Source organism: Providencia burhodogranariea DSM 19968 (assembly GCF_000314855.2).
In the GTDB taxonomy this organism is placed as follows: Bacteria; Pseudomonadota; Gammaproteobacteria; order Enterobacterales; family Enterobacteriaceae; genus Providencia; species Providencia burhodogranariea.
On record NZ_KB233224.1, the window covers coordinates 121,616 to 147,089 of the forward strand.

At 40.8% G+C, this 25,474-nt stretch carries 19 protein-coding genes; 11 read left to right on the top strand and 8 right to left on the bottom strand.

The genetic code is table 11. The annotated features are described in order from the left end of the window. Positions 1 to 464 precede the first annotated feature (464 nt). Positions 465 to 1,775, bottom strand: a complete 1,311-nt coding sequence (locus OOA_RS14590; protein WP_008912926.1) for a YidR family protein — start codon at positions 1,773 to 1,775, stop codon at positions 465 to 467. Between the two features lie 144 nt (positions 1,776 to 1,919). On the opposite strand from OOA_RS14590, the gene OOA_RS14595 reads away from it, so the two are divergent. Further along, complete coding sequence (locus OOA_RS14595) at positions 1,920 to 2,534, top strand: trimeric intracellular cation channel family protein (RefSeq protein ID WP_008912927.1); 615 nt, start codon at positions 1,920 to 1,922, stop codon at positions 2,532 to 2,534. Positions 2,535 to 2,579: 45 nt separating this feature from the next. Here the strand turns inward: OOA_RS14595 and ligB are convergent, their stop codons facing one another. Beyond that, positions 2,580 to 4,298, bottom strand: a complete 1,719-nt coding sequence (ligB, locus tag OOA_RS14600) for an NAD-dependent DNA ligase LigB (RefSeq protein ID WP_008912928.1) — start codon at positions 4,296 to 4,298, stop codon at positions 2,580 to 2,582. A 391-nt stretch (positions 4,299 to 4,689) separates the two neighbouring features. Here ligB and gmk point away from each other — a divergent pair, with 391 nt between their 5' ends. Genes gmk through recG form a run of 5 tightly spaced genes read left to right on the top strand, consistent with a single transcriptional unit; the run spans position 4,690 to position 10,606 of the window. Next, positions 4,690 to 5,313: a guanylate kinase gene (gene gmk / locus OOA_RS14605; RefSeq protein ID WP_008912929.1), complete on the top strand. Its 624-nt coding sequence runs from the start codon at positions 4,690 to 4,692 to the stop codon at positions 5,311 to 5,313. Positions 5,314 to 5,370: 57 nt separating this feature from the next. Next, positions 5,371 to 5,646, top strand: a complete 276-nt coding sequence (gene rpoZ / locus OOA_RS14610; RefSeq protein ID WP_008912930.1) for a DNA-directed RNA polymerase subunit omega — start codon at positions 5,371 to 5,373, stop codon at positions 5,644 to 5,646. 19 nt (positions 5,647 to 5,665) lie between these two features. Continuing rightward, entirely contained in the window at positions 5,666 to 7,783 is a 2,118-nt protein-coding gene (gene spoT, locus OOA_RS14615; protein WP_008912931.1) for a bifunctional GTP diphosphokinase/guanosine-3',5'-bis pyrophosphate 3'-pyrophosphohydrolase, read from the top strand. Between the two features lie 17 nt (positions 7,784 to 7,800). Beyond that, positions 7,801 to 8,514: a tRNA (guanosine(18)-2'-O)-methyltransferase TrmH gene (gene trmH, locus OOA_RS14620; protein WP_008912932.1), complete on the top strand. Its 714-nt coding sequence runs from the start codon at positions 7,801 to 7,803 to the stop codon at positions 8,512 to 8,514. Between the two features lie 10 nt (positions 8,515 to 8,524). Further along, the gene (gene recG, locus OOA_RS14625) at positions 8,525 to 10,606 is read left to right on the top strand and encodes an ATP-dependent DNA helicase RecG (protein WP_008912933.1); all 2,082 of its coding nucleotides are present in this window, start codon (positions 8,525 to 8,527) and stop codon (positions 10,604 to 10,606) included. 103 nt (positions 10,607 to 10,709) lie between these two features. Here recG and gltS read toward each other — a convergent pair whose 3' ends face one another. After that, positions 10,710 to 11,924 carry a sodium/glutamate symporter gene (gltS, locus tag OOA_RS14630; RefSeq protein WP_008912934.1) on the bottom strand — a complete coding sequence of 405 codons (1,215 nt, stop codon included), beginning with the start codon at positions 11,922 to 11,924 and terminating at the stop codon, positions 10,710 to 10,712. Positions 11,925 to 12,158: 234 nt separating this feature from the next. Here gltS and OOA_RS14635 point away from each other — a divergent pair, with 234 nt between their 5' ends. Then, positions 12,159 to 13,541, top strand: coding sequence for a uracil-xanthine permease family protein (locus OOA_RS14635; protein WP_008912935.1), 1,383 nt, complete (start codon positions 12,159 to 12,161; stop codon positions 13,539 to 13,541). Between the two features lie 266 nt (positions 13,542 to 13,807). Beyond that, positions 13,808 to 15,598 carry an AsmA family protein gene (locus tag OOA_RS14640; protein WP_008912936.1) on the top strand — a complete coding sequence of 597 codons (1,791 nt, stop codon included), beginning with the start codon at positions 13,808 to 13,810 and terminating at the stop codon, positions 15,596 to 15,598. Positions 15,599 to 15,671: 73 nt separating this feature from the next. On the opposite strand, the gene fabY is transcribed toward OOA_RS14640, so the two are convergent. The 4 genes from fabY to OOA_RS14660 form a co-directional block, all read right to left on the bottom strand. Continuing rightward, the gene (gene fabY, locus OOA_RS14645) at positions 15,672 to 16,595 is read right to left on the bottom strand and encodes a fatty acid biosynthesis protein FabY (RefSeq protein WP_008912937.1); all 924 of its coding nucleotides are present in this window, start codon (positions 16,593 to 16,595) and stop codon (positions 15,672 to 15,674) included. 22 nt (positions 16,596 to 16,617) lie between these two features. Next, complete coding sequence (gene dtd / locus OOA_RS14650) at positions 16,618 to 17,055, bottom strand: D-aminoacyl-tRNA deacylase (protein WP_008912938.1); 438 nt, start codon at positions 17,053 to 17,055, stop codon at positions 16,618 to 16,620. Positions 17,056 to 17,117: 62 nt separating this feature from the next. After that, positions 17,118 to 17,732: a glucose-1-phosphatase gene (gene yihX / locus OOA_RS14655; RefSeq protein ID WP_008912939.1), complete on the bottom strand. Its 615-nt coding sequence runs from the start codon at positions 17,730 to 17,732 to the stop codon at positions 17,118 to 17,120. A 93-nt stretch (positions 17,733 to 17,825) separates the two neighbouring features. Next, a complete protein-coding gene (locus OOA_RS14660; RefSeq protein ID WP_008912940.1) occupies positions 17,826 to 18,746 on the bottom strand; it encodes a LysR family transcriptional regulator in 921 nt (306 codons plus the stop codon). Between the two features lie 348 nt (positions 18,747 to 19,094). Here OOA_RS14660 and OOA_RS14665 point away from each other — a divergent pair, with 348 nt between their 5' ends. From OOA_RS14665 to abgT, 3 genes are all read left to right on the top strand, one after another. Beyond that, positions 19,095 to 20,420, top strand: coding sequence for a M20 family metallo-hydrolase (locus OOA_RS14665; protein WP_008912941.1), 1,326 nt, complete (start codon positions 19,095 to 19,097; stop codon positions 20,418 to 20,420). Then, the gene (locus tag OOA_RS14670; RefSeq protein ID WP_008912942.1) at positions 20,413 to 21,861 is read left to right on the top strand and encodes a M20 family metallopeptidase; all 1,449 of its coding nucleotides are present in this window, start codon (positions 20,413 to 20,415) and stop codon (positions 21,859 to 21,861) included. Before OOA_RS14665 ends, OOA_RS14670 begins: the two co-directional genes overlap by 8 nt. 87 nt (positions 21,862 to 21,948) lie before the next feature. Further along, positions 21,949 to 23,478, top strand: coding sequence for a p-aminobenzoyl-glutamate transporter (abgT, locus tag OOA_RS14675; protein WP_008912943.1), 1,530 nt, complete (start codon positions 21,949 to 21,951; stop codon positions 23,476 to 23,478). A 69-nt stretch (positions 23,479 to 23,547) separates the two neighbouring features. On the opposite strand, the gene typA is transcribed toward abgT, so the two are convergent. Further along, positions 23,548 to 25,371, bottom strand: coding sequence for a ribosome-dependent GTPase TypA (typA, locus tag OOA_RS14680; RefSeq protein ID WP_008912944.1), 1,824 nt, complete (start codon positions 25,369 to 25,371; stop codon positions 23,548 to 23,550). Positions 25,372 to 25,474: the final 103 nt, after the last annotated feature.

Below are 25,474 nucleotides of genomic sequence, written 5' to 3' on the forward strand. Positions count from 1 at the left end.
ATTGATAGCTCTTTATTTTAATCCCTTCTAAAGCCTCATACTTGGCTGTTCATTTACATATACTTAAAATAATTCTAGTTAGATTTAAGCAAATCTACCCTGAGAAATATACATCAATATATGATTTATGTGACTGAGTATAATCATGATAGATAAATGTACTCGAAGTGAAGAGAGACTATTGATATTTTTTGCTTACTTTTACTGCACCAATTGATTTAAATAACAATAATTTCATTATTTTGTTTATTTAATGATAAAAAAACACTATAAAAACTTCCAACGACAAATGAAAACGCCCTTCAGATCAGATTAAAAACAATTTTTACTGTGGTGAGTGGATTTCGCTTAGTTTACTAAGAGGCAAACCACTCGCCTTACTTGCACTCATCTTTAAATAAAGACTTTTAATTTGAATGAAAATTGACCTTCAAAGATAAACTTTCTCTAGATGATTATGCGACTTAATAACCTAAACCAGTTTCTACCGTATAAATCTGCCTGTAACCATTATCATCATCACGCATAAAAGCAATTAACCGATCATCTGGTGAGAATACAATAGCATCAGCAACAGGTACTACCTCACTACGAGCAGTTAGCCTCCGTAATTGCCCAGTCATTACATTACAATTCATCACACTGTTATCACACACAAAACAAATATGCTCACCTTGGCTATCCCAAGTGAATGCCGACTGTATTGGCAAGCTTCCATTGGTGATTTGTTGAAGTTCTCCAGTGCAAGTATTAACCAACCACAACTGTACAACACCATCGTCATCTTTCATGAGACAAGCAATTGAGCTGCCATCTGGTGATGAACGTAGCCAATGCCTTGGCTGTGTAGCAAGCCCTGGATATTGCCGGTCATGAGTATAAGTCAGGCGCCGCTGATGGACATTCTTGGGTGGATAAGGCATACGTAATTGCGTTCCCTCAATAGGGAATTCACCTGCTAGCATGAAATCTTCAACATTTTTTGGCAGGTCAACGAGATAGATTTCAGGAATTATATCGCCATTAAGTGCGTGGGTATCACCTATAAATGCAATAGCTCTATCTTGCCAGTGTCCATTTTCAGTGGAATACCCATTTTGGCCAACCCATCCTTCTTCATAGGCTCGGCTAATATCATCGCTGCCAAAAATAGGAGATGGTGTTGTTTGGCTAACAACACAACAAAAATAGTCACCACTATACTCACGTGGATGCCTTTTGGGTTCAACGCTAACTCTTTTTGTAGGAACTGCAACAGCCACATTGCGCTGATCCAATTGGATGTTTTTTTCATGCATAACATGATCGTTATACGTGAAGCTCAACCACTTTCCATCGGGGCTAAACACATGAACATGTGTTCCCCCTCTTAATGCTCCAGCAATATAAGGTGGAGTAATACACATTGCATCAATAGCATGTGCTACACCCAATTCATTATCTTTAACGTAAACACCCCGGCGATGATGAAAATCATATTGCCATTGTTGATCAGGAAATTCGGGACCATGAATAAAAGCATAGCGAGGTGGATTTTCCGCGCTAACAGTGACGACACCGACGTGCGCACCATGGCTAGCACGATAGATTTCACATATTTCCCCACTAACCACATGAATTTTTTCTATGGTTAATCCTGTAAATGAACTACCACTAGGTCGGACATCATAAGCCAGCCACTGGCTATCTGGTGTCCAAACATTAATATTAGTCAGTTGATGGCTTCTTCTCTCATCAGTTATTCTAGTCTCTTTATAAAGCAACTTGTTGTTCAATCTGTTATCCTTTGATATCTTTTAATATGAGCTATCGGATTACTTTAACTAATCTATTTTTCAAGGCGCTAGAAAATCTCAGTCGAGAATTTCTACAAGTAATATTACCCTTTAGCAATAACCTTAGTGTCGAATAGAATCATTATGTTATTAAGTGTTCTTTATATTATTGGTATTACTGCTGAAGCCATGACTGGCGCACTTGCTGCTGGCCGTCGAAAAATGGATGTATTTGGCGTTATTATTATTGCATCTGCCACCGCTATTGGTGGTGGGTCGGTTCGCGATATTTTACTTGGTCACTACCCATTAGGTTGGGTGCAAAACCCTGAATATATCCTCACGGTTGCTGGTGCAGCCATCATTACTATTTGGATTGCACCGATGATGAAGCACTTACGTCGCTTATTTCTGATTCTTGATGCGATTGGCTTAATTGTCTTTTCAATTCTAGGTGCCCAAATAGCACTTGATATGAATTATAGCCCAGTGATTGCAGCAATTGCTGCGGTTATTACCGGTGTTTTTGGTGGTGTTCTTCGCGATATGCTCTGTAACACGATCCCTCTCGTTTTCCAAAAAGAAGTCTATGCAGGCGTTTCATTTGCTGCCGCATGGCTGTATATCGGGTTACTCTATACACCATTACCACAAGATATCGTCGTTATTATTACATTAGTTTTGGGCCTAAGCGCTAGACTAATTGCAATACGCTACCGCTTAGGATTACCTATTTTTAACTATGAAAGCCAAGATTAGCTTATAAGCGTTATTTGCCTTTATTACTCATTTATAGCCATCAGTTTATTCAATTGGTGGCTTCCTTTTTATCTCTTTAACCACTTGTAAAGCATCCTGTATTTCAGGCTCTAAAAGCCATCGATTGAGTTTAGCGGTTTGATTAAGAGATAAGCCAAGTTGATCGATAAACTTAGGGTCATCGAATTGACTAAGCTCTGATATAAATAAAAGTTGTTTATCCTTTAACGGTATCCCTAGCCCTTTTAACCAACCGGCTAAAAGCTGCTTATCTACTTCGTTAAATTGAGCAATGAGACTTCGGTTTTTTTTATTATTTGGTAAATCATTTTGCCATTTTGGCGATAACCATGTTGTTAGCTTGGTTAAATGATAATCTTCCACCCATTCACGCCATGTTGCTTCACTAATTCCCTTAAGCTTAAGCTGTTTACCTAGCCAATTTAAACGAGCAATAAATTGTTGCTGACAAAAAGATGCTGCCACTAAGCAACTCAAATAATTAAAGTGTTTAAGCCGAGAAATATCGGGGTATGTGCGTTCCTGTAGTCTCCAAATTACCGATTCTAACTTGGGAATACCATGACCCGCTAACACCACTTGTATTGTATCCCCAATTAACACGTCTTTCTTTTGCCATGATTTCAATGTACCTAAAGAAAGCCGACTGACCTTTTTACTATCTAGTTCGATAGGTTCTATTTCAGCAACAACACTTACCAAACCCGTTCTTCCCACACGAAAATGCAGATCTTTTACTTTGGAAATAGTGCTTCTGTATGGATGTTTCCAAGCCACTGACCAACTATTATTTCCCGTTTGCCATGCTTCAGCTTTTGGCGTTGGCGATGTTTTTAGTACAATACCATCCGTCGCAAAAGGCATAGGTGTTTGGTAATAATGTTCTTGCCATTGTTTGACCTGCGCCATATTTTCAACTTTATGGCTGTATTTTTGAGTTAATGTAAAACCTAACTTTGACAGCTGTTTCAATTGTTCTCCAACATTGTCGTTTCCTTCAGGCCAAGCCCAAACAAAAATACCTATATTATTTTCCACTTTGGAAGGAAAGGTTTTACGCATTAACCATCCCGCTACTTGATTTCTAGCATTGATGCTCCCTTTATTTTCCTGAATATGCCCATTCAATTGCCAAAATAATTCTCCCTGTAAAATAAGCTGTTCTTGTGAAGTGGGTAACTGCTTTAGAACGGCAGGTATAAAATCTGCTTTATCACGCCATTCCAATCCTTCAATACCGTTACCTCGACTAATCATCGAAACAAGCTTCCCCTGTTTGTATATCAAAGAAACCGCAACCCCATCCACTTTTGGTTGCAACCAAATATTCGCTCTTGTTGCGATCCAAGTTGTTATCGCGGCTTTATTTAATTTTTTCAACCCCGTATGAGCAATTGGGTGTTTTTTTCTCTTCGAGTTAACAGGTATATTGGCTGGAGGTAGCTGTTCTGATAAATTTAGACACGCTTGCCATCCTTGCCAGGTCGTCAAAAGTTGGTCATACATCTCATCACTCACAGGGCTACTACCCGATAGGTGATACAATGTATTCCACTGTTGTAACTGAGTGCCAAGCTTTTGGCTTTCACTGACTAAATGTGTTTTGCTAAGTGTTGAGCAATGAGGTTGTTGAGATAGAATTTGCTGTTTAGCCAAACAATTGGCACTGCTGAATAGTAAAATAATTAATAAAATAGGTTGATTGAAAAACGTTCTTTTCACTAAGCCAAAAATTTGCGGCATAACATATCCTTGTCATTATATTTTATCGCTACCCATCAACTAGCAATACAACGCATTATCGCTAAAATTTAATTAGTAAAATCAAATTGTTAATAAAAAAATAAAGAATATTTAAATTACGTCTGGGCTATAAACACACATCCTAAACCGATAGTCTGAATCTTTCAGCCATATTGCATATAGTTTGCAAAACACTTCGCAAAAAGAATGTATTTTCGGTAAATTCAAAAATAATTTGTGGAACACCTTCGCAATTCATCTATTTCTTAAATTAATTGCGTTATAATTCGTGTTTTATTGATAACGCTGCATGTTAGTTTAAGTCCGTGTATACTATGTGGGGTTTACTACCGTCTTTTATGTTTAACCCTCGATTATTCAAGAAACCATCATGATACAAGGCACGTTATATATTGTTTCTGCACCAAGCGGTGCGGGTAAGTCCAGCCTGATCCAGGCGTTGTTGAAAACACAACCGTTGTATGACACTCAAGTTTCAGTCTCCCATACAACAAGAACTGCACGCCCTGGTGAAGTTCATGGTGAGCATTATTTTTTCGTTTCTGAAGCTAACTTTTTGACTATGGTCGAGAATAACGAGTTTTTAGAACATGCTTGTGTTTTCGGAAACTACTACGGTACTTCTCGTCCAATTATTGAAGAAGTTCTTAAAAGCGGAGTCGACGTTTTTCTGGATATAGACTGGCAAGGCGCTCAGCAAATTCGTATAGCAATGCCTGAGGCTCGTAGTATTTTTATATTACCACCATCAAAAGATGAACTTTATCGCCGCTTACGTGGCCGTGGCCAAGATAGCGATGAAGTTATTGAAAAACGTATGTCGCAAGCTGTCGGTGAAATCGAACATTACAATGAATATGATTACCTCATCGTAAATGATGATTTTAATAGCGCATTAAGCGATTTACAGTCGATCATCCGCACTGAACGTTTAAAGTTGGACCGTCAAATTCAACGACATGATGCTTTAATCGGCAAATTGCTGGCAGACTGAGAATAGTTTCAGTATCATATCAGGTCATTTTTTTATTTCTTTCGGAGTAGCACACTTATGGCACGCGTAACTGTTCAAGACGCAGTAGAAAAAATTGGTAACCGCTTTGACCTCGTACTGGTCGCAGCTCGCAGAGCTCGTCAGTTACAAACTGGCGGTAAAGATCCTTTAGTTCCTGAAGAAAACGATAAATTTACTGTTATCGCACTACGTGAAATAGAAGAAGGTTTAATCAACGGTCACATACTGGATGTACGTGAGCGTCAAGAGCAGCAAGAGCAAGAAGCGGCTGAAATGCAAGCAGTTTCTGCTATCGCTGAAGGTCGTCGCTAATCACTAAGGTGGGTCTGCCTTGTATCTGTTTGAGAGCCTAAATCAAGTAATTCAGAAGTATCTTCCCAAAGAACAGATTGAATTACTGAAAAAAGCCTATGTTGTCGCACGGGATGCCCATGAAGGACAAACCCGTTCGAGTGGTGAGCCGTATATTACTCACCCTGTTGCTGTAGCTTGTATTCTTGCCCAGATGCGCTTGGATCATGAAACACTTATGGCGGCGCTACTTCACGATGTCATTGAAGATACTCCAGCGACATTTCAGGACATAGAAGAGCTATTTGGAACCACAGTTGCAGGTCTTGTTGAAGGTGTATCTAAATTAGATAAACTCAACTTCCGCGACAAAAAAGAAGCTCAAGCAGAAAATTTCCGCAAAATGATTATGGCGATGGTCAAAGACATTCGCGTCATTTTGATAAAACTGGCAGACCGCACTCACAATATGCGAACGCTGGGCTCATTAAGGCCTGATAAGCGTCGTCGCATCGCAAGAGAAACGCTCGAAATTTATAGTCCTCTTGCACATCGGTTAGGTATCCATCACATCAAAACTGAGCTAGAAGAGCTAGGTTTTGAGGCCTTGTATCCAAACCGTTATCGTGTCATCAAAGAAGTGGTTAAATCAGCTCGTGGTAACCGTAAAGAAATGATTCAAAAAATCCTTTCTGAAATTGACGGCCGCCTAACAGAAGCTGGTGTGCTATGTCGAGTTAGTGGCCGCGAGAAACACCTTTATTCCATCTATCGCAAAATGCACCTTAAAGAGCAGCGTTTCCATTCTATTATGGATATTTATGCTTTCAGAGTTATCGTGAAAGATGTTGATACCTGCTACCGTGTTTTAGGTCAGATGCACAATCTATATAAACCGCGTCCTGGTCGTATCAAAGATTACATTGCTATTCCAAAGGCCAACGGCTATCAATCACTACATACCTCATTAATAGGTCCACATGGCGTACCCGTTGAAGTTCAGATCCGTACTGAAGATATGGATCAAATGGCTGAAATGGGAGTTGCCGCACATTGGGCATATAAAGAGCAAGGTGAACCCGGCACAACTGCACAAGTTCGTGCCCAGCGTTGGATGCAAAGCTTACTTGAACTTCAACAAAGTGCAGGGAGCTCCTTCGAATTTATTGAGAGTGTGAAATCAGATCTTTTCCCTGATGAGATTTATGTTTTCACACCAGAAGGTCGTATTGTTGAACTGCCGACTGGTGCAACTCCAGTCGATTTTGCCTACGCGGTTCATACTGATATCGGCCACGCTTGTGTTGGTGCTCGTGTTGATCGCCAACCTTATCCACTATCACAATCGTTGACTAGTGGTCAAACCGTGGAAATTATCACAGCTCCAGGCGCTAGACCGAATGCGGCTTGGTTAAATTTTGTCGTCAGCTCAAAAGCACGCGCTAAAATACGGCAGCTGCTGAAAAACCTAAAACGTGAAGATTCAGTTAATTTAGGTCGACGTCTGTTGAATCATGCTCTTGGTACAGGTAATAAACTCAGTGATGTACCACAGGCGAATATTGATATCGAACTTGCGCGTATGAAATTACACTCAATTGATGACTTGCTTGCCGAAATTGGTTTAGGCAACGCAATGAGCGTTGTTGTCGCACGTAATTTGCAAAATAACACGCAAATAGCACCTGAAGATGAATCAATTACATCGACTCGCAATAAGCTATCAATCAAAGGGGCCGATGGTGTTCTCATCACCTTTGCTAAATGCTGCCGCCCTATTCCAGGCGACCCAATTATCGCGCATATTAGCCCAGGTAAAGGTCTAGTTATCCACCATGAATCTTGTCGTAATATCCGCGGCTATCAAAAAGAGCCAGATAAATTCATGGCTGTAGAATGGGATAATGAAACTGATACTGATTTTATTGCTGAAATTAAGGTCGATATGATTAACCATCAGGGCGCCCTAGCTAATTTAACAGCGGCTATCAATGATGCTAACTCAAGTATTCAAAGTATGAATACAGAAGAGAAAGATGGTCGAGTTTATTGTGCATTTATCCGCCTCACGACTAAAAATCGTGTTCAATTGGCAAACGTTATGCGAAAAATTCGTATCATGCCGGATGTTTTACGAGTCAGCCGAAACCGTAATTAACTAGACGATAATTAACTATGAATGAACGCCGCTATCGCCGCATTTGCCAAATGATGGCGATGCGGCAACCAGACCTCACAATTTGCCTCGAAGAAGTTCATAAACCTCATAATGTCTCTGCCATTGTACGCAGTGCAGATGCCGTAGGTATTCACCAAATTCATGCTATTTGGCCAGATCAGAACGTCAAACTTTCGGTTTCCTCTGCGGCTGGAAGCAATAGTTGGGTAAAAGTCATTTCACATAAATCTACTGAAGACGCTATTTCACAGATAAAATCGCAAAACATGCAGGTTCTTGTGACGAATTTATCTGAACATGCTGTCGATTTTCGCGAAATTGATTATACCCGTCCGACCTGTATTATGGTGGGGCAAGAAAAAAAAGGGATCTCATCAAAAGCCCTATCACTCAGTGATCAGCATATTATTATCCCGATGGCTGGCATGGTTCAGTCGCTCAATGTCTCCGTCGCTTCTGCGCTAATCCTTTATGAAGCTCAGCGCCAAAGGCAGCTTGCTGGAATGTATTCTCGGGAAAATAGCGTACTGTCAGCACAAGAGCAGCAAGAGTGGTTATTTGAAGGTGGCTACCCAGTTCTTGCTGAAGTGGCAAGGCGCAAAGGTCTACCTCGCCCTTATATCAATACTCAAGGGCAAATAGAAGCCGAAGATGCTTGGTGGGCACAAATGCAATTAACCGAAAAAATGAGAAAAAAACAGCTTAGTTAAGGATGAAACAATGAACAGTGGGCTGCTTGATACAATTTCATTGGCCACCCTACATGGAGTGGGAGCTAGTCAATCAGAAAAACTAAGCAAAATCGGCCTCAATACCGTTCAAGACCTACTCTTACATCTTCCTCTGCGTTACGAAGATCATACTCGTCTCTATCAAATACGCGACCTTTTACCGGGAACAACAGCAACGATTGTTGGTGAGGTCTTACAAACCAAAGTTGTGTTTGGCCGTAAAAAAATGATGACCTGCCTGATCACTGATGGCACAGGAAATTTAACGCTACGTTTTTTCAATTTTTCTGCTGCGATGAAAAATAGTCTCGCAGAAGGACGACATGTTATTGCATACGGGGAGATCCGTCGAGGTCAGACAGGCCCTGAAATTATTCATCCTGAATATAAAGTCTCACAAGACACTAGCAATATTGCACTTCAAGAGAACCTGACGCCAGTTTACCCGACAACAGAAGGGATACGTCAAGCTACGCTGCGAAAATTGATTGAGCAGGCTTTGGTCATGCTAGATAGCGGGCAAATTAAAGAGCTTTTGCCAGAAGAATTGAGTCGTGGTTTGATCAGTCTCCCTGATGCAATACGCTTATTGCATACACCACCAGCTAATGTGGCTTTAAGTGAGCTAGAAAAAGGGCAACATCCTGCACAAAGACGTCTCATATTGGAAGAACTACTTGCGCACCATTTAAGTCGATTAGCGATCCGAGCGGGTAATGATCGACTTTATGCACAACCAATGCCAACAACAGGCAAATTCGAATCTCAATTTTTAGCCCAATTACCTTTTTCACCCACAAATGCACAAGTTCGAGTCGTCTCCGAAATAGAGCAAGATCTACTAAAAGACACCCCGATGATGCGTTTAATTCAAGGTGATGTCGGCTCAGGAAAAACACTTGTCGCCGCACTAGCTGCACTATTTGCTATCGAGAATGGTAAACAAGTTGCTTTGATGGCACCAACCGAAATTCTAGCTGAGCAACATGCCAATAATTTCAAGCTGTGGTTCGAACCTCTTGGTATCAAGGTTGGCTGGCTTGCAGGAAAACAGAAAGGTAAAGCGCGAGAGCAACAGCAAGAGGCCATCGCTAATGGTGACGTGGGCATGATTATTGGTACTCATGCCATATTCCAAGAACAAGTAAATTTTAAAGCATTAGGCCTCATCATAATCGATGAGCAACATCGATTTGGTGTACATCAGCGTCTTGCATTGCGAGAAAAAGGTGAGAAACAAGGTTTTCACCCTCATCAATTGATCATGACTGCAACTCCTATCCCACGAACATTAGCAATGACTGCTTATGCGGATATGGATACCTCTGTGATTGATGAACTACCACCAGGACGAACACCTGTCACTACCGTCGCGATTCCCGATACAAGGCGTAATGATATTGTTGAGCGCGTTAGGCAAGCCTGTATTGAAGAGGGTCGCCAAGCTTATTGGGTCTGTACTTTGATTGATGATTCTGACGTTTTAGAAGCGCAAGCAGCGCAAGTCACGAGCGACGAATTGTCTCTTGCTCTCCCAGAGTTAAAAGTTGGTCTCGTACATGGGAGAATGAAACCCAGTGAAAAACAAAGCATTATGGCGGCATTTAAAAATAACGAAATTCAACTTTTAGTTGCGACTACCGTTATCGAAGTTGGGGTCGATGTTCCTAATGCTAGCTTAATGATTATTGATAATCCAGAGCGTTTGGGTCTTGCACAATTACATCAATTAAGGGGACGAGTAGGCCGTGGTGCTATCGCATCTCACTGTGTACTTCTCTACAGAACACCGCTAACCCACACAGCTAAGCAACGTTTACAGGTTCTGCGAGATAGTAATGATGGCTTTGTAATAGCTCAAAAAGATCTGGAAATTAGAGGACCTGGGGAATTATTAGGAACGAGACAAACAGGTAATGCGGAATTCAAAGTAGCAGACTTACTCCGTGACCAATACATGTTGCCTGAAGTACAACGTATCGCACGCCATATTCAACAAAATCATCCTGATAATGCAAAATTGATCATTGAAAGATGGCTACCTGAGCGCGAACAATATAGCCACGCATGATGGCTATAGCTTATAGCAGGCTTGTTGATAATCTCATTTTCTCCATATAGCAATTAGCCGTGAAGAAATTCACGGCTAATTATTTTAATATTTTGAATATGAGCTAGCCAACAAGAGTTGGAAAAACGGGGAGCATTAAATAAAGTTTGATCACTAAAGCATTGGCAATATCAATAAAGAATGCACCAACCATTGGCACAACTAAAAATGCAAGATGTGATGGGCCAAACCTATCAGTGACTGCTTGCATGTTCGCTATCGCTGTCGGTGTTGCACCTAAACCAAAACCACAGTGCCCTGCTGCCAATATCGCTGCATCATAATTTTTGCCCATCACACGGAAAGTCACAAAAATAGCATAAGCAGCCATAACACAAGCTTGAACGCCTAAAATAACTAACATAGGTATGGCTAAAGAAGCCAGTTCCCATAGTTTCAAGCTCATTAATGCCATAGCAAGGAATAATGAAAGACTAACGTTCCCCATTATAGAAACTGCTCTATCGAAGACACGATAGAAACCGAGTAAAGACAAACCATTACTTAAAATAACACCGATAAATAATACACAAACAAATTTAGGAAGAGCAAAAGCAGTACTTGCTAGTAATTCTTCAATATAACTACCAGCCATTAAGCAAATGGCAATCATCGCAAGTGTTTCAATCAATACCATAGACGAAATCATTCGGCCTGATTGAGGCTTTTCAAATGCAGTTGGTACATCTTTATCATCATCAGCCGTACTCGGTGTAGGAATGTTTCGGATGAGGAAGCGAGCAACAGGACCACCAATTAATCCACCAAGAACAAGACCAAATGTCGCACAAGCCATCGCGACCTCAGTTGCACTCTGGAAGCCATAACTATCAGTGAAAATTTTACCCCAAGCAGCACCAGTTCCGTGCCCACCAGATAAGGTAATAGAACCAGCTAGAAGCCCCATTAACGGATCAAGACCAAGTAATTTGGCCAATGCAATACCGACTGTATTTTGTACCAACAGTAAACCAACAACGACAAAAACAAAGATGAATAGAGCCTTTCCACCTGCTTTTAAGCTCGCTAAGTTGGCATTTAAACCAATTGTAGCAAAGAATGCCAGCATCATTGGCTCTTGTAATGACAAGTCAAAAGACAGACTCCAATCGAAAACTTGTTTGATCACTAATAAACTGAAAGCGACTAGCAAACCGCCTGCCACAGGCTCTGGAATCGTATATTTTTCGAGGAAAGGAACGGATTTTACCAGTTTACGTCCAAGTAATAAAACAAGGGTAGCTGCCACAAGCGTACCGTAGACATCGAGATGATACATTTAGGTACCTCATCTGTTATTAATGTTATTTAAATCCAACAAAACGTTAACATCTGCATTAAAATGCCAGAAATAGGTGCTCGAATTAGAAAAAAAATCTGTTATAAACACAAGTTAAAACATATAAAAATGTGACACCACTTGATTAAAAGTAGAAAAATATATTTAGCGCAAACGATTGCTTTTTAGATTGATAGTTTTACAATGCGTTTTTTGTTGGCAGAGAAATAGATAATGAATACCACAGCATCTGAAAAACAGGCCGTTGAAGCAACGACAAAGAGCGAGCTTATTTATCAACTTGAAGACAGGCCACCATTACCGCAAGCTCTTTTTGCTGCAGGCCAACACCTTCTCGCCATGTTTGTTGCTGTGATTACTCCAGCCATGCTTATTTGCCAATCACTAGGCCTACCAGCTCATGATACCGAGCGTATTATTAGCATGTCACTGTTTGCTTCTGGCATCGCCTCTTTGATTCAAATTCGAGCATGGGGACCAATTGGTTCAGGCCTTCTTTCTATCCAAGGAACGAGTTTCAACTTTGTTGCCCCCTTGATTATGGGAGGAGTTGCACTTAAACAAGGCGGAGCAGATATTCCATCGATGATGGCAGCACTATTTGGCACTTTATTAGTTGCAGCACTGACCGAAGTCATTCTATCACGCTTTTTGCATTTAGCTCGTCGAGTCATTACACCATTAGTCTCTGGTATTGTCGTGATGATTATTGGTCTGTCGTTAATACAAGTGGGGCTTACCTCTATTGGAGGTGGGCATAGCGCAATTGCGGATAACACTTTTGGTTCACCGGATTACCTAATACTGGCGGGAATTGTTTTAGCCGTCATCATTTTGCTTAATCGCCAAAAAAATGCCTATTTACGCGTTGCTTCACTCGTAATTGCAATGGCAGTTGGTTATCTAGCAGCTTGGTGGATGGATATGTTACCCACCACACAACCAGTAAATAGTGAACATTCAATCATTACCATACCCAAACCTTTCTATTATGGCTTATCGTTCGATTGGAATTTATTGATCCCATTAATACTGATATTTATGGTCACGTCGTTAGAAACTATTGGTGATATCACCGCAACATCAGACGTGTCAGAACAACCCGTTCGTGGGCCAATTTATATGAAACGAATTAAAGGTGGTGTACTCGCTAATGGTTTGAATTCAATGGTTTCTGCTGTTTTTAATACTTTCCCTAACTCTTGCTTTGGTCAAAATAATGGTGTCATTCAACTAACCGGCGTGGCGAGCCGTTATGTCGGTTATATCGTGGCATCGATGTTAGTATTATTGGGACTGTTTCCAGCAGTAGCGGGTTTTGTTCAGCAGATACCTGAACCTGTACTCGGCGGAGCCACCATTGTGATGTTTGGTACTATTGCCGCATCAGGCGTGCGCATTGTTTCGCGTGAGCCTTTAAATCGCCGGGCTATTATGATCATGGCTTTATCACTTGCAGTCGGTATGGGCGTATCGCAACAACCTCTTATTTTACAATTCGCACCAGATTGGTTAAGAACATTATTTTCATCCGGCATTGCCGCTGGTGGTTTGACCGCAATTGTTCTCAATTTAATCTTCCCTCACGAAAAGTAGCCTGTCATTTACCGCCAGAGTTGAATACACTGGCGGTTATTCTGTATTCTATCCCGATAACTTTTAAGCTTAATCAATGCACTCACGATAAACTCCTAAAATAGTACGTGTTGCAGCTAGAAGGTAATTGAAGAGATCCCAAATCACACAGATAAGCCTATAGTTCGGGTAGCTAAGCGAAATACTGTATTCACAGCACGCGCCAAGCAACTTAAAATCTAACGGGTATATCGATATCAGTCCAATTTATGAAGAGGCAGATAACCATGAGATGGTTGACTAAGCTTATTATTACGCTTCTGTTACTATTTTTATTAGTGATCGTTTTCGCTTATGCGGGGCTGCAAACACGTTGGGGTGCATCATACGCGAGTCAGTTTTTAAGCAAATTCACTAATTTTGATATCGACGTGGGTATCATGGGACATGAGTTCGTTAATGCGGGTGAATTTATTTTCCAAGACGTCAAACTCGAGTCACAAAATAAAGATCTGAAATTAGATGCAAAACAAATCGTTGTTGAGGTTAATTGGCGTAATATTTTTAGCGGTAATGCAATCCGTCGTTTAGTTATTACTCAAGGTGATCTGATAGCAGCTACATCTGACACATCAACCTCAATTCCATTGAATGCTAATGTTCTACAGTTTGAAAATAGCCGTATTCAGTTAAATCAAGCCGGTAACCAGTTACAAGTTTCAGGGTTAACCGGTGGGATCACGCCATGGCGTCCAAGTACAAACCATCTTTTTGGATATGGCGACTTTCGTTTAACCACCAAACAATTGAACATCAATGAATTAACGTTAAAGAATGTCGCTGTAACTGGTAAACTCCAAGAGAATATGACCGAATTAACAGAGGCAAGTGGCTATCTGAATAATGGTTACATTAACGGTTCAGGGAAAATGTTAGCGGATGGCTCAATCAATATTGATTCTTTAGTGATGAACCAAGTTGGCTGGCAAAATAATATTTCTTTTGATTCTTTACGTGAAGCAATCGACAGTAACCGCGCTATTTCGCTTAAAAATGTTGCATTAACTAATGTTGATTTACAAGGTAAAGATTGGGCTATTTCAAGCATAAATGCTGAAATTGACCGATTAAGTATGATAAGAGGCAGCTGGAGTAATCCTGAAAGTCATATTAACTTTAATGTTAATCAACTGGTTATCCATGATGAGCAATTAGATACACTTATCGGAAAAATAAATATTCAAGGTGATGACCTCGAAATTGAAAAGCTCTCAGGCTATTACTATAAAGGCGTTTTCAATCTTAATGGTACTTGGCAGCGTAATGATCAAACACTGACTATCAATGACGGTAAGTTGGCGGGCATTTTATATACCTTACCTGAGACTTGGCTTGATTTCGCAGCTAAACCTGCACCAAATTGGTTATCAGGGCTAACTATCAAACAGTTTACGCTATCACAATCTTTGCTGATGAATATAGATCCCAACTTTCCATTTGAATTTACAGCGCTCAGTGGCAATATCGAAAATTTAAGTCTTATCAAGCAAAAACAATGGGGCATATGGAATGGCAAAGCTTCATTCAATGCTGATAGTGGAACCATTAATCAGGTAATGGTACGTCGACCTTATATGGATTTACGCCAAAGTGGGCAAGCTTCTGCTGCGGCCTCATTGACCACCAGCACAGAAAAGGGCATCGTCAAGCTAGGGTTATTGGTTAAACAATCACCTAAGAATATACCTTTCTTATTACGTGCTTCTGGTACTAATGTGGATCTATCTGTATTAAATCAATGGGGCTGGCAAGGTTTTCCACCTCAAGTAATTGGTGATTTTGATACCTCACTGCAAGGGGATTTTTTGGCTCCTTCGTTAGCAAAAAGTTTAAACGGAGAGCTATCAGCCATTCCATTGCAAGGTAAACAAATGTATCGCACTGTCGTCAAAGGAGTGGTCACGTCATCAGTTGAAAGTGAAGCTCCACCTGTTGAGTCAGGTGTCATTGAATCAACCCCTATACCTGCTGGGGCTATACCGATACAGGAACCGCTCCCTTCTCTGCTCACACAATAGCGTCAGATAATAGAATAAAGGCAGGCTTGCTATCATGCATTGCCTGCCTTAAAAATTAATATTGCTAACGACGTTATAACGGTTTTACTGGATTCTCAATCGGGAAGACCATATAAACACCGCTGAAAACGCCCCCAACCTCATTATTGGCACCGCTCACTTTAACTTCGAGTTTGACTCTGGCCTTGCTTCCCCTTGAGAGGCGGTCAAGATCACCACTCATAGAAGACATATCGGCAACAGCTGTCGGCCTACCACTAACGGGTTTGCTATAACGAATACTTGCATCAACCAATACAATATCACCACTAAGTTGGTGTTCTTGCATTAATAACCAAATCATTCCCCAAGCAGTCAGTGTTGCAAGTGAAAATTGGCTACCTGCAAAAATGGTTTCATAAGGATTTTGATTGCCCGATTCAGGCATGGTTGTGATGAATTTTTTCCCTGTATATTGCTCAACTCGGACACCCATTTTTTCACTTAACGGAATGTGTTTGTACCAAGCTTGTTGCAATTCACCACACCAATCAGGTCGGTGAAGAATTTGGTCTAGGGTTTCAATCGGTTTGATCATTAAATAATGGCGTACTGGAGTATTTAGCTCACCCGCAATTAACCCACGACTTTCAAAACCAATCTTATTAAAAAATGGAACCGCCTCTTCCCTGACACTGGATACAACCCGTTTCACACCTTCTTGTCGTGCAATAGATTCCAATGCCATCAGAATCAATTTACCCAGCCCCTTCCCTTGCATAATAGGATTGACCGCTAAAAAGCGAATAGCCCCTTCATTATCTGCATTAATGTAGAGCCGACCAATTGCCAAAATACGGTTTTTATCATCGACAACCATTTGATGATGAGCCGTTAGGTCATAACCATCTTTTTCAGAACCGAGAGGTTGATTAAAGGGTTTACGTAGCATCTCCCAGCGGAACTGGTAATAAGCGTTGAATTCAGTTTCATCTTTAGGTGCACGTAGATGGTACATAGTCTCCCCTTTAATAATAGAATTAGACTTGCAACCAGAAAGTGACTGGACCATCATTGGTCAAGCTGACTTGCATATCTGCGGCAAACTGCCCCGTTTTAGTGACAACGCCTTGTTGGCGACTGAGATCAACAAAATATTCATACAGCTGTTCCGCCCGTGTAGGCTCTGCGCCCCCTGAAAAACTCGGTCTCATACCTTTTTTGGTATCTGCCGCCAGCGTGAATTGGGACACAACTAATAAACTACCACCTGCTTGTTGAACATTCAGGTTCATTTTTCCCTGTTCATCACTAAAAATCCGATAACCAAGTACTTTATCACGCAGCCGCTTAGCTGTTTGCTCATTGTCATGTTTCTCTACGCCAAGTAGAACAAGCAATCCGCCATTAATTTGGCCAACAATTTGCTCATCGACAGCAACAGATGCGTGAGTGACTCTCTGTATTAATGCAATCATGGTAACTCTGTACAAAAAGATGGAGTAACTATTTAAGTTACTCCACGATGAAAAATTATTAATTATTCAACTTCAGAGCTGAAGTCATATGTACGAAAGTATTCAGGGACAGTGTCTTTATTAACAACATGTACACCTTGAATACCCAGTGCTTGTGCCGCCTTAATATTTTCTTCAATATCATCAAAGAATACAGCGTCTTGAGCATCAAATTCTTCTGATTGCAGAACATATTTATAGATTTCTGGATCAGGTTTACGCATTCCTAAATCTTGAGATAAATAAAGAAAATCAGAGGAGGCTGCAATTTCAGGATAATGCTGAGGCCAATAATCAAGATGCAAGCGATTAGTGTTTGATAGGACGACAACACGGTGACCTTGTTCACGTAGACGTTCCATAATCTCAATGACTTCAGGTCTTAATGAAATAAATACTGCGTGCCAGCCTTCAGCAAACTCTTCAAAACTGAGTGTAATATCAAGCTCTTCACAGAGCAGTTCAGCGAACTCAATATCTGAGATTTTGCCACACTCATGTAATTGGAAGATATTCCCAAAAGTAAACCGTGATTTGATTTGCTCAGAAGGCGTACCACTGAGTTCTGACCACTTATCAAAAACACGATTAAAGTCGATATCAATAATCACATTACCCATATCGAAAATATACAGCATACCGTTTCCCCATTGTTATTAACTGAATTAACTTTAATCATTATTCATACAACTGAACAGCACTAATTACATATTATTTGTTGTTTTTTTTAATTAATAAATTGAAGTATCGTCTCTATTTTGGCAATAAACACGAAAAAGCCTCGCAAAATGTTCACCCGCTGGAGACAGGGTATGATCACGACGTTGAACCAATGCGAACGTGGCATAAGGTAATTGTTCAATCAAGTTTAACGCCACAAATTGTTGTTCAAACAATGGATCATCAATAGTATCGATAGAGACAATCGTCAGAAAATCACTTTGTGCAACTAAGCTCATGCAACCTATTAATGTTTCGCAAGTGACGCTAAAACTCATTGGTTTTTCCATCAACAAAAACACATCAGAAAGCTGTTTGTAATAGGTTCCTTTAGGCGTTGGCATCGTCCAATCGCAATCAACCAATTCCTTCAATGATGTTGCATTCTTCTTAGGATGATCTTTACGCATGATCACTTTGTACTCTTTTTGCATCAGTTGCTCAAAAGTAAATTCAGCATCTAAGCTGCCAGGACAATAAGTATTCACTGTAAAATCGAGCTCACCTTGGCGTAATTGAGGCAGCATGGTTAACAACTGCCCTTCCATAACGCGTACTTTAATATTAGGAAAATCACGATGGAACTGAATAACCACTTTGGGCATAACAGAACGTGCAATACTTCCTGCAACACCAATATTTACTGTTCCTCCCGATAAACCAATACATTGTTGTATTTCTTCTTGCCCGACTCGCAGCTCCTCAAGAATAATGCTAGCTCGACGTAAAAAACGTTCACCACAATCGGTCAAATATATCCCCTGATTAGTGCGAATAAATAATTTTGCACCCAAAGAGCCTTCTAATTCACGAATTGATTTTGTTAATGCAGGCTGAGATAGCTGAAGAAAGCGGCTGGCAGCTCTTATGCTTCCATGACGACCAATTTCAACAAACGCTCTCAATTGGTGCAACTTAATTGGTATCGCCATGCCCCTTTTCCCCCGATAACCATTAGTTATATAGACAAAGTAAATTGTATCTTTTTTACCCACTTTCAATTGTGTACAGTCAATTAGAGACAACAACAAATAATTAACATTATTATTTATAAACTATTTTCAATAATAAAAATAACGAAAAAAAACAAATTTAATTAACTTTAAAGCGTCAAAAAACCTAATTTTCATAATAAAAAAGGAAATAAAAGTAAACCACACTTGAACTTATTAACATATTTTTAACTTAAGAGTAATTGCTAATTTTATTAACTAACAACGAATCAAGTAAACGCCTTTATACAGCTAACCTTTTCGTGATAACTAAAAGAGATAATAATTATGGAGATTTGTTTAAATAACGCGGTAGAAAATATCACCGGTCAATTACAAATTTGGCGACGTGATTTTCATAAATATGCTGAAGCTGGCTGGTTTGAATTCCGTACGGCCACTTTAGTCGCTGATGAGCTCAATCGTCTTGGCTATCAGTTGCAACTAGGTAAGGAAGTTATTGATGCTGATAGTCGTATGGGGCTACCTTCTGCAGCACAATTAGCGGTTCAAGAAAAACGTGCGATTACTCAAGGTGCTTTAATTGAATGGCTTCCACACTTCTCAGGTGGTTTTACCGGAATTGTTGCCACCTTAGATACTGGTAAAACTGGCCCAACTCTTGCATTCCGTGTTGATATGGATGCATTAGACCTGAATGAAGAACTTACTAATCAACATCGTCCTCACGCTGAGGGATTTTCATCTTGTAATTCACAAATGATGCATGCGTGTGGTCATGATGGCCATACAGCAATTGGTCTGGGCTTAGCCCATATTTTAAAACAGTACCAATCTCAGCTCACTGGTCGTATCAAAATTATCTTTCAGCCAGCAGAAGAAGGTACACGCGGTGCAAAATCGATGGCAAAAGCTGGTGTAGTTGATGATGTGGATTTCTTTGTTGCCATACATATCGGTACTGGGGTACCAAAAGGTGAATTAGTTTGTGGTAGCAATAGTTTTTTGGCGACCACTAAATTTGATGTTACTTATCACGGAAAGGCCTCGCATTCAGGAGCTAAACCCGAAGAAGGAAAAAATGCATTGATTGCCGCGGCACAAGCTACTCTCGGCTTATATGGCATACCACGTCATAGCGAAGGCAGCTCGCGCGTTAATGTCGGTGTGCTCAATGCAGGAATCGGTCGAAATGTTATCCCTGACCATGCTCTCATGAAAGTTGAAACTCGTGGTGAAACAAATGAAATCAATGAATTCATGTACCAACAAGCCATCAATATCATTGAAGGAGCTGCAAAAATGCAAGACGTCAAGGCTGATATTAAATTAATGGGTGCCGCTCAAAGTAGCCATGCTAGTCCACAGTGGGTTGATTTTATTGCTCGCTTAGCACAAAACAAAATTCCAGAATTAACCTCAGTTGTAAAAAATCGGCCTGAAGCCGCCGGTTCTGAAGATGCGACCTATTTTATGGAACGAACAAAGACTTTAGGCGGGCAAGCAACTTATATGATTTTCGGTACTGAGCTTAGTGCTGGGCATCACAATGAACGCTTTGACTTCGATGAGAATGTCATGCCTGTTGCCGTTAAAACCTTAGCGACCATTGCCCTTTCGTTACCTGAATATGGAGCTGATCATCATGAGTAAACAATTTACATCTTTTATCGACGACTATGTTGAGCAGAACCATTCACGCTTTACTCAACTAAGTGATGCTATTTGGGATCACCCAGAAACACGCTTTGAAGAAACGTATTCAGCTGAACTATTAGCCGATGCATTGGAACAAGAAGGCTTTCATGTTGATAGGGGTGTAGGTGATATTGAAACTGCATTTATTGCTAGCTTTGGTTCGGGAGCTCCCATTATCGCATTACTTGGGGAATATGATGCCCTCGCAGGCTTAAGTCAACATGCGGCTTGTAGTAAACCAAATCCAGTAATTGAAAATGGTAACGGTCATGGTTGTGGTCATAACTTACTCGGTACCGCTGCTCTTGCAGCTGCTTTTGCAGTCAAAGCATGGCTACAAGAAAATAAATTATCAGGTACGGTGCGCTTTTACGGATGCCCCGGTGAAGAAGGCGGCTCTGGTAAAACCTTTATGGTCAGAGATGGCCTATTTGATGGTATTGATGCCGCTGTAACATGGCATCCTGAGTCATTCAGTGGTGTTTTCAATGTTCAATCACTGGCTAACATTCAAACCGCATTTCGCTTCAAAGGCATTGCTGCACATGCTGCAAACTCTCCGCATTTAGGTCGTAGTGCACTCGATGCCGTTAGTTTAATGAATGTTGGTGTTCAATTCTTGCGTGAACATATTATCCAAGAAGCACGTATTCACTACGCTGTTACCAATACAGGTGGAGCTTCACCTAATGTTGTGCAAGCTGATGCAGAAGTATTATATCTAGTTCGCGCACCACAATTAGACCAAACACAAGATATTTATCAACGTGTTATTGATATTGCTAAAGGGGCGGCATTAATGACAGGTACGACTCTGGACATTCGCTTTGATAAAGCCTGTTCTAACTATGTTCCGAATCGCACCATTGAAAAAGCAATGTATCAACATATCACTACTTTTGGCATCCCAGAATATAATCAACAAGAGCGCCAATTTGCTAAGGAAATTCATGCTACGCTCACCAAGGATGACTTGCGTAATGCTAAATTAAATGCCGCGCGTACTGGGGGTGAACAGGGTGTTAAATGGGGTGAGCGGCAAGCTGACAAAGCACTGACTGATGAAGTGTTGCCTTATGTCGAATCCCAAGAATTGATGTATGGCTCAACTGATGTGGGTGATGTGAGCTGGGTAGCGCCAACTGCTCAGTGTTTTAGCCCATGTTTTGCATTTGGGACGCCACTACATACATGGCAGTTAGTCGCGCAAGGAAGAACATCTATAGCCCATAAAGGCATGCTCTTATCAGCAAAAGTGATGGCGGCTACAACAATAGATCTACTCACAACACCAACCTTACTTTCACAAGCCAAAAGTGAATTCCAACGCCAACGAAGCGAACAACCTTATAACTGCCCTATTCCAAACGAAATTCAACCTTCCAAATTAAAATAATTTTTTGGATTGACGAGTTAATTATCCCTGAGCTCGCCTTTCAAAAATATAAAAGAAAAAAACTTGCAAATACAAAGGAGAATCACTATGAGCGGAACTACAGCCCCCGTGAATAAGAGCCCCGGTGCTATTTTTCGTTGGATAGAGCGTGTTGGTAATAAAATACCAAATCCCTTTATTCTCTTTGTTTATCTTCTTGCTGTCTTGATGATCTCAACAGCAATACTTTCTTGGTTTAATTTATCCGTAAAAAATCCCGCCAATGGCGAGCTAGTGAGTGTTAAAAATTTATTGAGCGTCGAAGGTATCCAATGGATTTTGCCGAATATCGTCAAGAACTTCAGCAGTTTTACACCATTAGGAGCAATTCTGGCATTAGTCATTGGTGCAGGGTTAGCTGAAAAAGTCGGTTTATTACAAGCATTAATGTACAAAATGGCTTCGGGGATCAATAAACGTTATGCCAGTTATATGGTGCTATTTATCGCTTTCTTTAGCCATGTTTCATCCGATGCTGCCTTAGTGGTAATGCCTCCTTTAGGTGCATTGATTTTTATTGCTGTAGGCCGCCATCCAGTTGCGGGCTTGCTAGCCGCTATAGCAGGTGTGGGCTCTGGCTTTACAGCTAACCTGTTGATTGTGACAACGGATGTTTTACTTTCAGGTATCAGTACTGAAGCTGCAATGATCATTGATCCTAACTTACATGTTAGCGTTATTGATAACTGGTATTTTATGGCAACATCTGTGATTGTATTAACTATTACAGGTGCAATTATAACTGATAAGTTTATTGAACCTCGGTTGCCTAAGTGGGAAGGAACATCTCACGACCGCCTCGAGACACTCACACCACTACAAAACCGCGGGTTGTTGATGAGCGGCCTATCAGCACTAATCTTTATTGCTATCGTTGCTTTGATGGTCGTGCCTGAAGGAGCTCCTCTTCGTGACCCACAAACAGGTTCAGTTATTCCGTCACCTTTTATCAAGGGAATTGTGCCTGTCATTATTATTTTCTTCTTCGTTGTTTCAATTAGTTATGGTATTTCAACCAAACAAATCAAGAAGGCTAATGATATTCCCGATTTACTCGTCGACCCAATGAAAAATATGGCAGGTTTTATCGTCATGGTGTTCCCTTTATCCCAATTCGTGGCTTTCTTTAATTGGAGCAATATGGGGAAATTCATGGCGATCGGTTTAACTGATGTGCTTGAAAACTTAGGAATGACAGGAGTTCCTGCGTTTATTGGTTTAATGTTCTTATCTGCTTTTTTATGTATGTTTATTGCAAGTGGTTCTGCAATCTGGTCAATTTTGGCACCAATATTTGTTCCTATGTTCATTTTACTCGGGTTCCATCCTGCATTTGCACAAATCGTCTTTCGTATTGCTGATTCCGCAGTGCTTCCTCTTGCACCAATGTCGCCTTTCTTACCACTGTTTTTAGGGTTCCTTCAGCGATATTATAAAAATGCACAGCTAGGTACTTATTACACTTTAATTTTGCCTTATCCATTAATTTTCTTTGCTGTTTGGATATTATTACTTGTTGGTTGGTACTATGCGGGCTTACCGATAGGACCTGGGGTTTATCCACTCTTGTCCTCATAATCAAAAGCTAAAAAAAAGGTGCCAAATTGGCACCTTTTTCACTCTTAATGACAGTTTTAATAACTGTAATTAGTCATCTTTAGAACGGCTTGCGCGACGGCGATCGTTCTCATTCAGGTGACGTTTACGCAGACGGATAGACAGCGGAGTCACTTCAACTAATTCGTCATCATCGATAAACTCTAGAGCTTGTTCCAGAGTCATTTTGATTGGTGGTGACAGAGTAGTTGCTTCGTCAGTACCTGATGCACGCATGTTAGTTAATTTCTTACCAGTCAAGCAGTTAACTGTTAAGTCATTTGAGCGTGAGTGAATACCAATAACTTGGCCTTCATAAACTTCTGCACCATGACCTAAGAACAACTTACCACGATCTTGCAGGCTGTATAATGCGTAAGCAACCGCTTTACCTTGACCATTTGAGATCAATACGCCGTTTTGACGGCCACCGATTTCGCCTGGACGAACATCGTCATAATGACTGAATGTTGAATAAAGCAAGCCAGTGCCTGAAGTCATCGTCATGAATTCAGTACGGAAACCAATCAGACCACGGCTAGGGATAATGTAGTCAAGACGTACACGGCCTTTACCATCTGGCATCATGTCACGCAGGTCACCTTTACGCTCACCTAACGCTTTCATGACATCACCTTGATGTTGTTCTTCAACATCTAAGGTCACTTGTTCGAACGGTTCTTGTCTACGACCATCAACTTCACGGAAGATAACTTTTGGACGAGAAACAGCTAATTCGAAACCTTCACGACGCATATTTTCGATCAGAACAGATAAGTGTAGCTCACCACGACCAGAAACACGGAATGCATCTGGATCTTGAGTTTCTTCAACACGCAGTGCTACGTTATGAACAAGTTCTTTGTTCAGACGGTCAAGAATCTGACGAGAAGTCACATACTTACCTTCACGGCCACAGAATGGCGAGGTGTTAACACAATAGAACATGCTAACTGTTGGCTCATCAACCGCTAATGCAGGTAGAGCTTCAACATTACCAACCATACAAATAGTATCAGAGATATTTAGTTCGCCTAGACCGGTCAGGGCAACAATATCACCAGCTTCTGCGATTTGTGAATCAATACGCTCTAAACCTAAGTGAGTCAGTACCTTACCGATTTTACCGTTGCGTGTTTTACCTTCGCTGTCGATAACAGTAACTTGTTGGTTTGGCTTCACAGTACCACGTTTGATACGGCCAATACCGATAACACCTAAGTAGCTGTTGTAATCTAATTGCGAAACTTGCATCTGGAAAGGACCTTCCAGATCAACTGCTGGTGGCTCAACATATTTTACGATAGATTCGTAAAGTGGCGTCATATCTTCCGCCATTTCTGTATGCTCAAGACCTGCGATACCATTTAATGCAGATGCATAAACGATAGGGAAATCGAGCTGCTCATCCGTAGCACCTAAGTTAACGAATAAGTCGAATACTTGGTCAACAACCCAGTCAGGGCGTGCGCCTGGACGGTCAACTTTGTTGATAACAACAATTGGTTTTAAGCCATTATCGAAGGCTTTTTGTGTAACGAAACGCGTTTGTGGCATTGGGCCATCAGTTGCATCAACCACTAGCAGGACACAGTCAACCATTGACATAACACGTTCAACTTCACCGCCAAAGTCGGCGTGACCTGGGGTATCTACGATGTTGATGTGGTAGCCATTCCATTGAATAGCGGTATTTTTAGCAAGAATGGTAATACCACGCTCTTTCTCCAAGTCATTGGAGTCCATAACACGCTCGTCAACAGTTTCACGTTCACCGAACGTGCCTGATTGCTGCAATAATTTACCAACCAGTGTTGTCTTGCCATGGTCAACGTGAGCGATGATGGCGATATTTCTTAAATTTTGAATTGACAAGGATTTTTACCATTTAATTGACAGGAAAGGAATATGCTTTATAGAACCTGCTTATCAACAGGGTGCATACTTTCTTCGTTAATTTGCTGTTATTTTACACGTT

What these genes read in the sequence shown, in the direction of transcription:
- OOA_RS14595 (WP_008912927.1), top strand. Translation starts at nt 1,920, where the DNA reads ATGTTATTAAGTGTTCTTTATATTATTGGTATTACTGCTGAAGCCATG.
- recG (WP_008912933.1), top strand. Translation starts at nt 8,525, where the DNA reads ATGAACAGTGGGCTGCTTGATACAATTTCATTGGCCACCCTACATGGA.
- ligB (WP_008912928.1), bottom strand. Translation starts at nt 4,298, where the DNA reads ATGCCGCAAATTTTTGGCTTAGTGAAAAGAACGTTTTTCAATCAACCT.
- yihX (WP_008912939.1), bottom strand. Translation starts at nt 17,732, where the DNA reads ATGCTGTATATTTTCGATATGGGTAATGTGATTATTGATATCGACTTT.
- OOA_RS14635 (WP_008912935.1), top strand. Translation starts at nt 12,159, where the DNA reads ATGAATACCACAGCATCTGAAAAACAGGCCGTTGAAGCAACGACAAAG.
- OOA_RS14670 (WP_008912942.1), top strand. Translation starts at nt 20,413, where the DNA reads ATGAGTAAACAATTTACATCTTTTATCGACGACTATGTTGAGCAGAAC.
- dtd (WP_008912938.1), bottom strand. Translation starts at nt 17,055, where the DNA reads ATGATTGCATTAATACAGAGAGTCACTCACGCATCTGTTGCTGTCGAT.
- trmH (WP_008912932.1), top strand. Translation starts at nt 7,801, where the DNA reads ATGAATGAACGCCGCTATCGCCGCATTTGCCAAATGATGGCGATGCGG.
- OOA_RS14640 (WP_008912936.1), top strand. Translation starts at nt 13,808, where the DNA reads ATGAGATGGTTGACTAAGCTTATTATTACGCTTCTGTTACTATTTTTA.
- OOA_RS14660 (WP_008912940.1), bottom strand. Translation starts at nt 18,746, where the DNA reads ATGGCGATACCAATTAAGTTGCACCAATTGAGAGCGTTTGTTGAAATT.
- OOA_RS14665 (WP_008912941.1), top strand. Translation starts at nt 19,095, where the DNA reads ATGGAGATTTGTTTAAATAACGCGGTAGAAAATATCACCGGTCAATTA.
- fabY (WP_008912937.1), bottom strand. Translation starts at nt 16,595, where the DNA reads ATGTACCATCTACGTGCACCTAAAGATGAAACTGAATTCAACGCTTAT.
- rpoZ (WP_008912930.1), top strand. Translation starts at nt 5,371, where the DNA reads ATGGCACGCGTAACTGTTCAAGACGCAGTAGAAAAAATTGGTAACCGC.
- gltS (WP_008912934.1), bottom strand. Translation starts at nt 11,924, where the DNA reads ATGTATCATCTCGATGTCTACGGTACGCTTGTGGCAGCTACCCTTGTT.
- gmk (WP_008912929.1), top strand. Translation starts at nt 4,690, where the DNA reads ATGATACAAGGCACGTTATATATTGTTTCTGCACCAAGCGGTGCGGGT.
- abgT (WP_008912943.1), top strand. Translation starts at nt 21,949, where the DNA reads ATGAGCGGAACTACAGCCCCCGTGAATAAGAGCCCCGGTGCTATTTTT.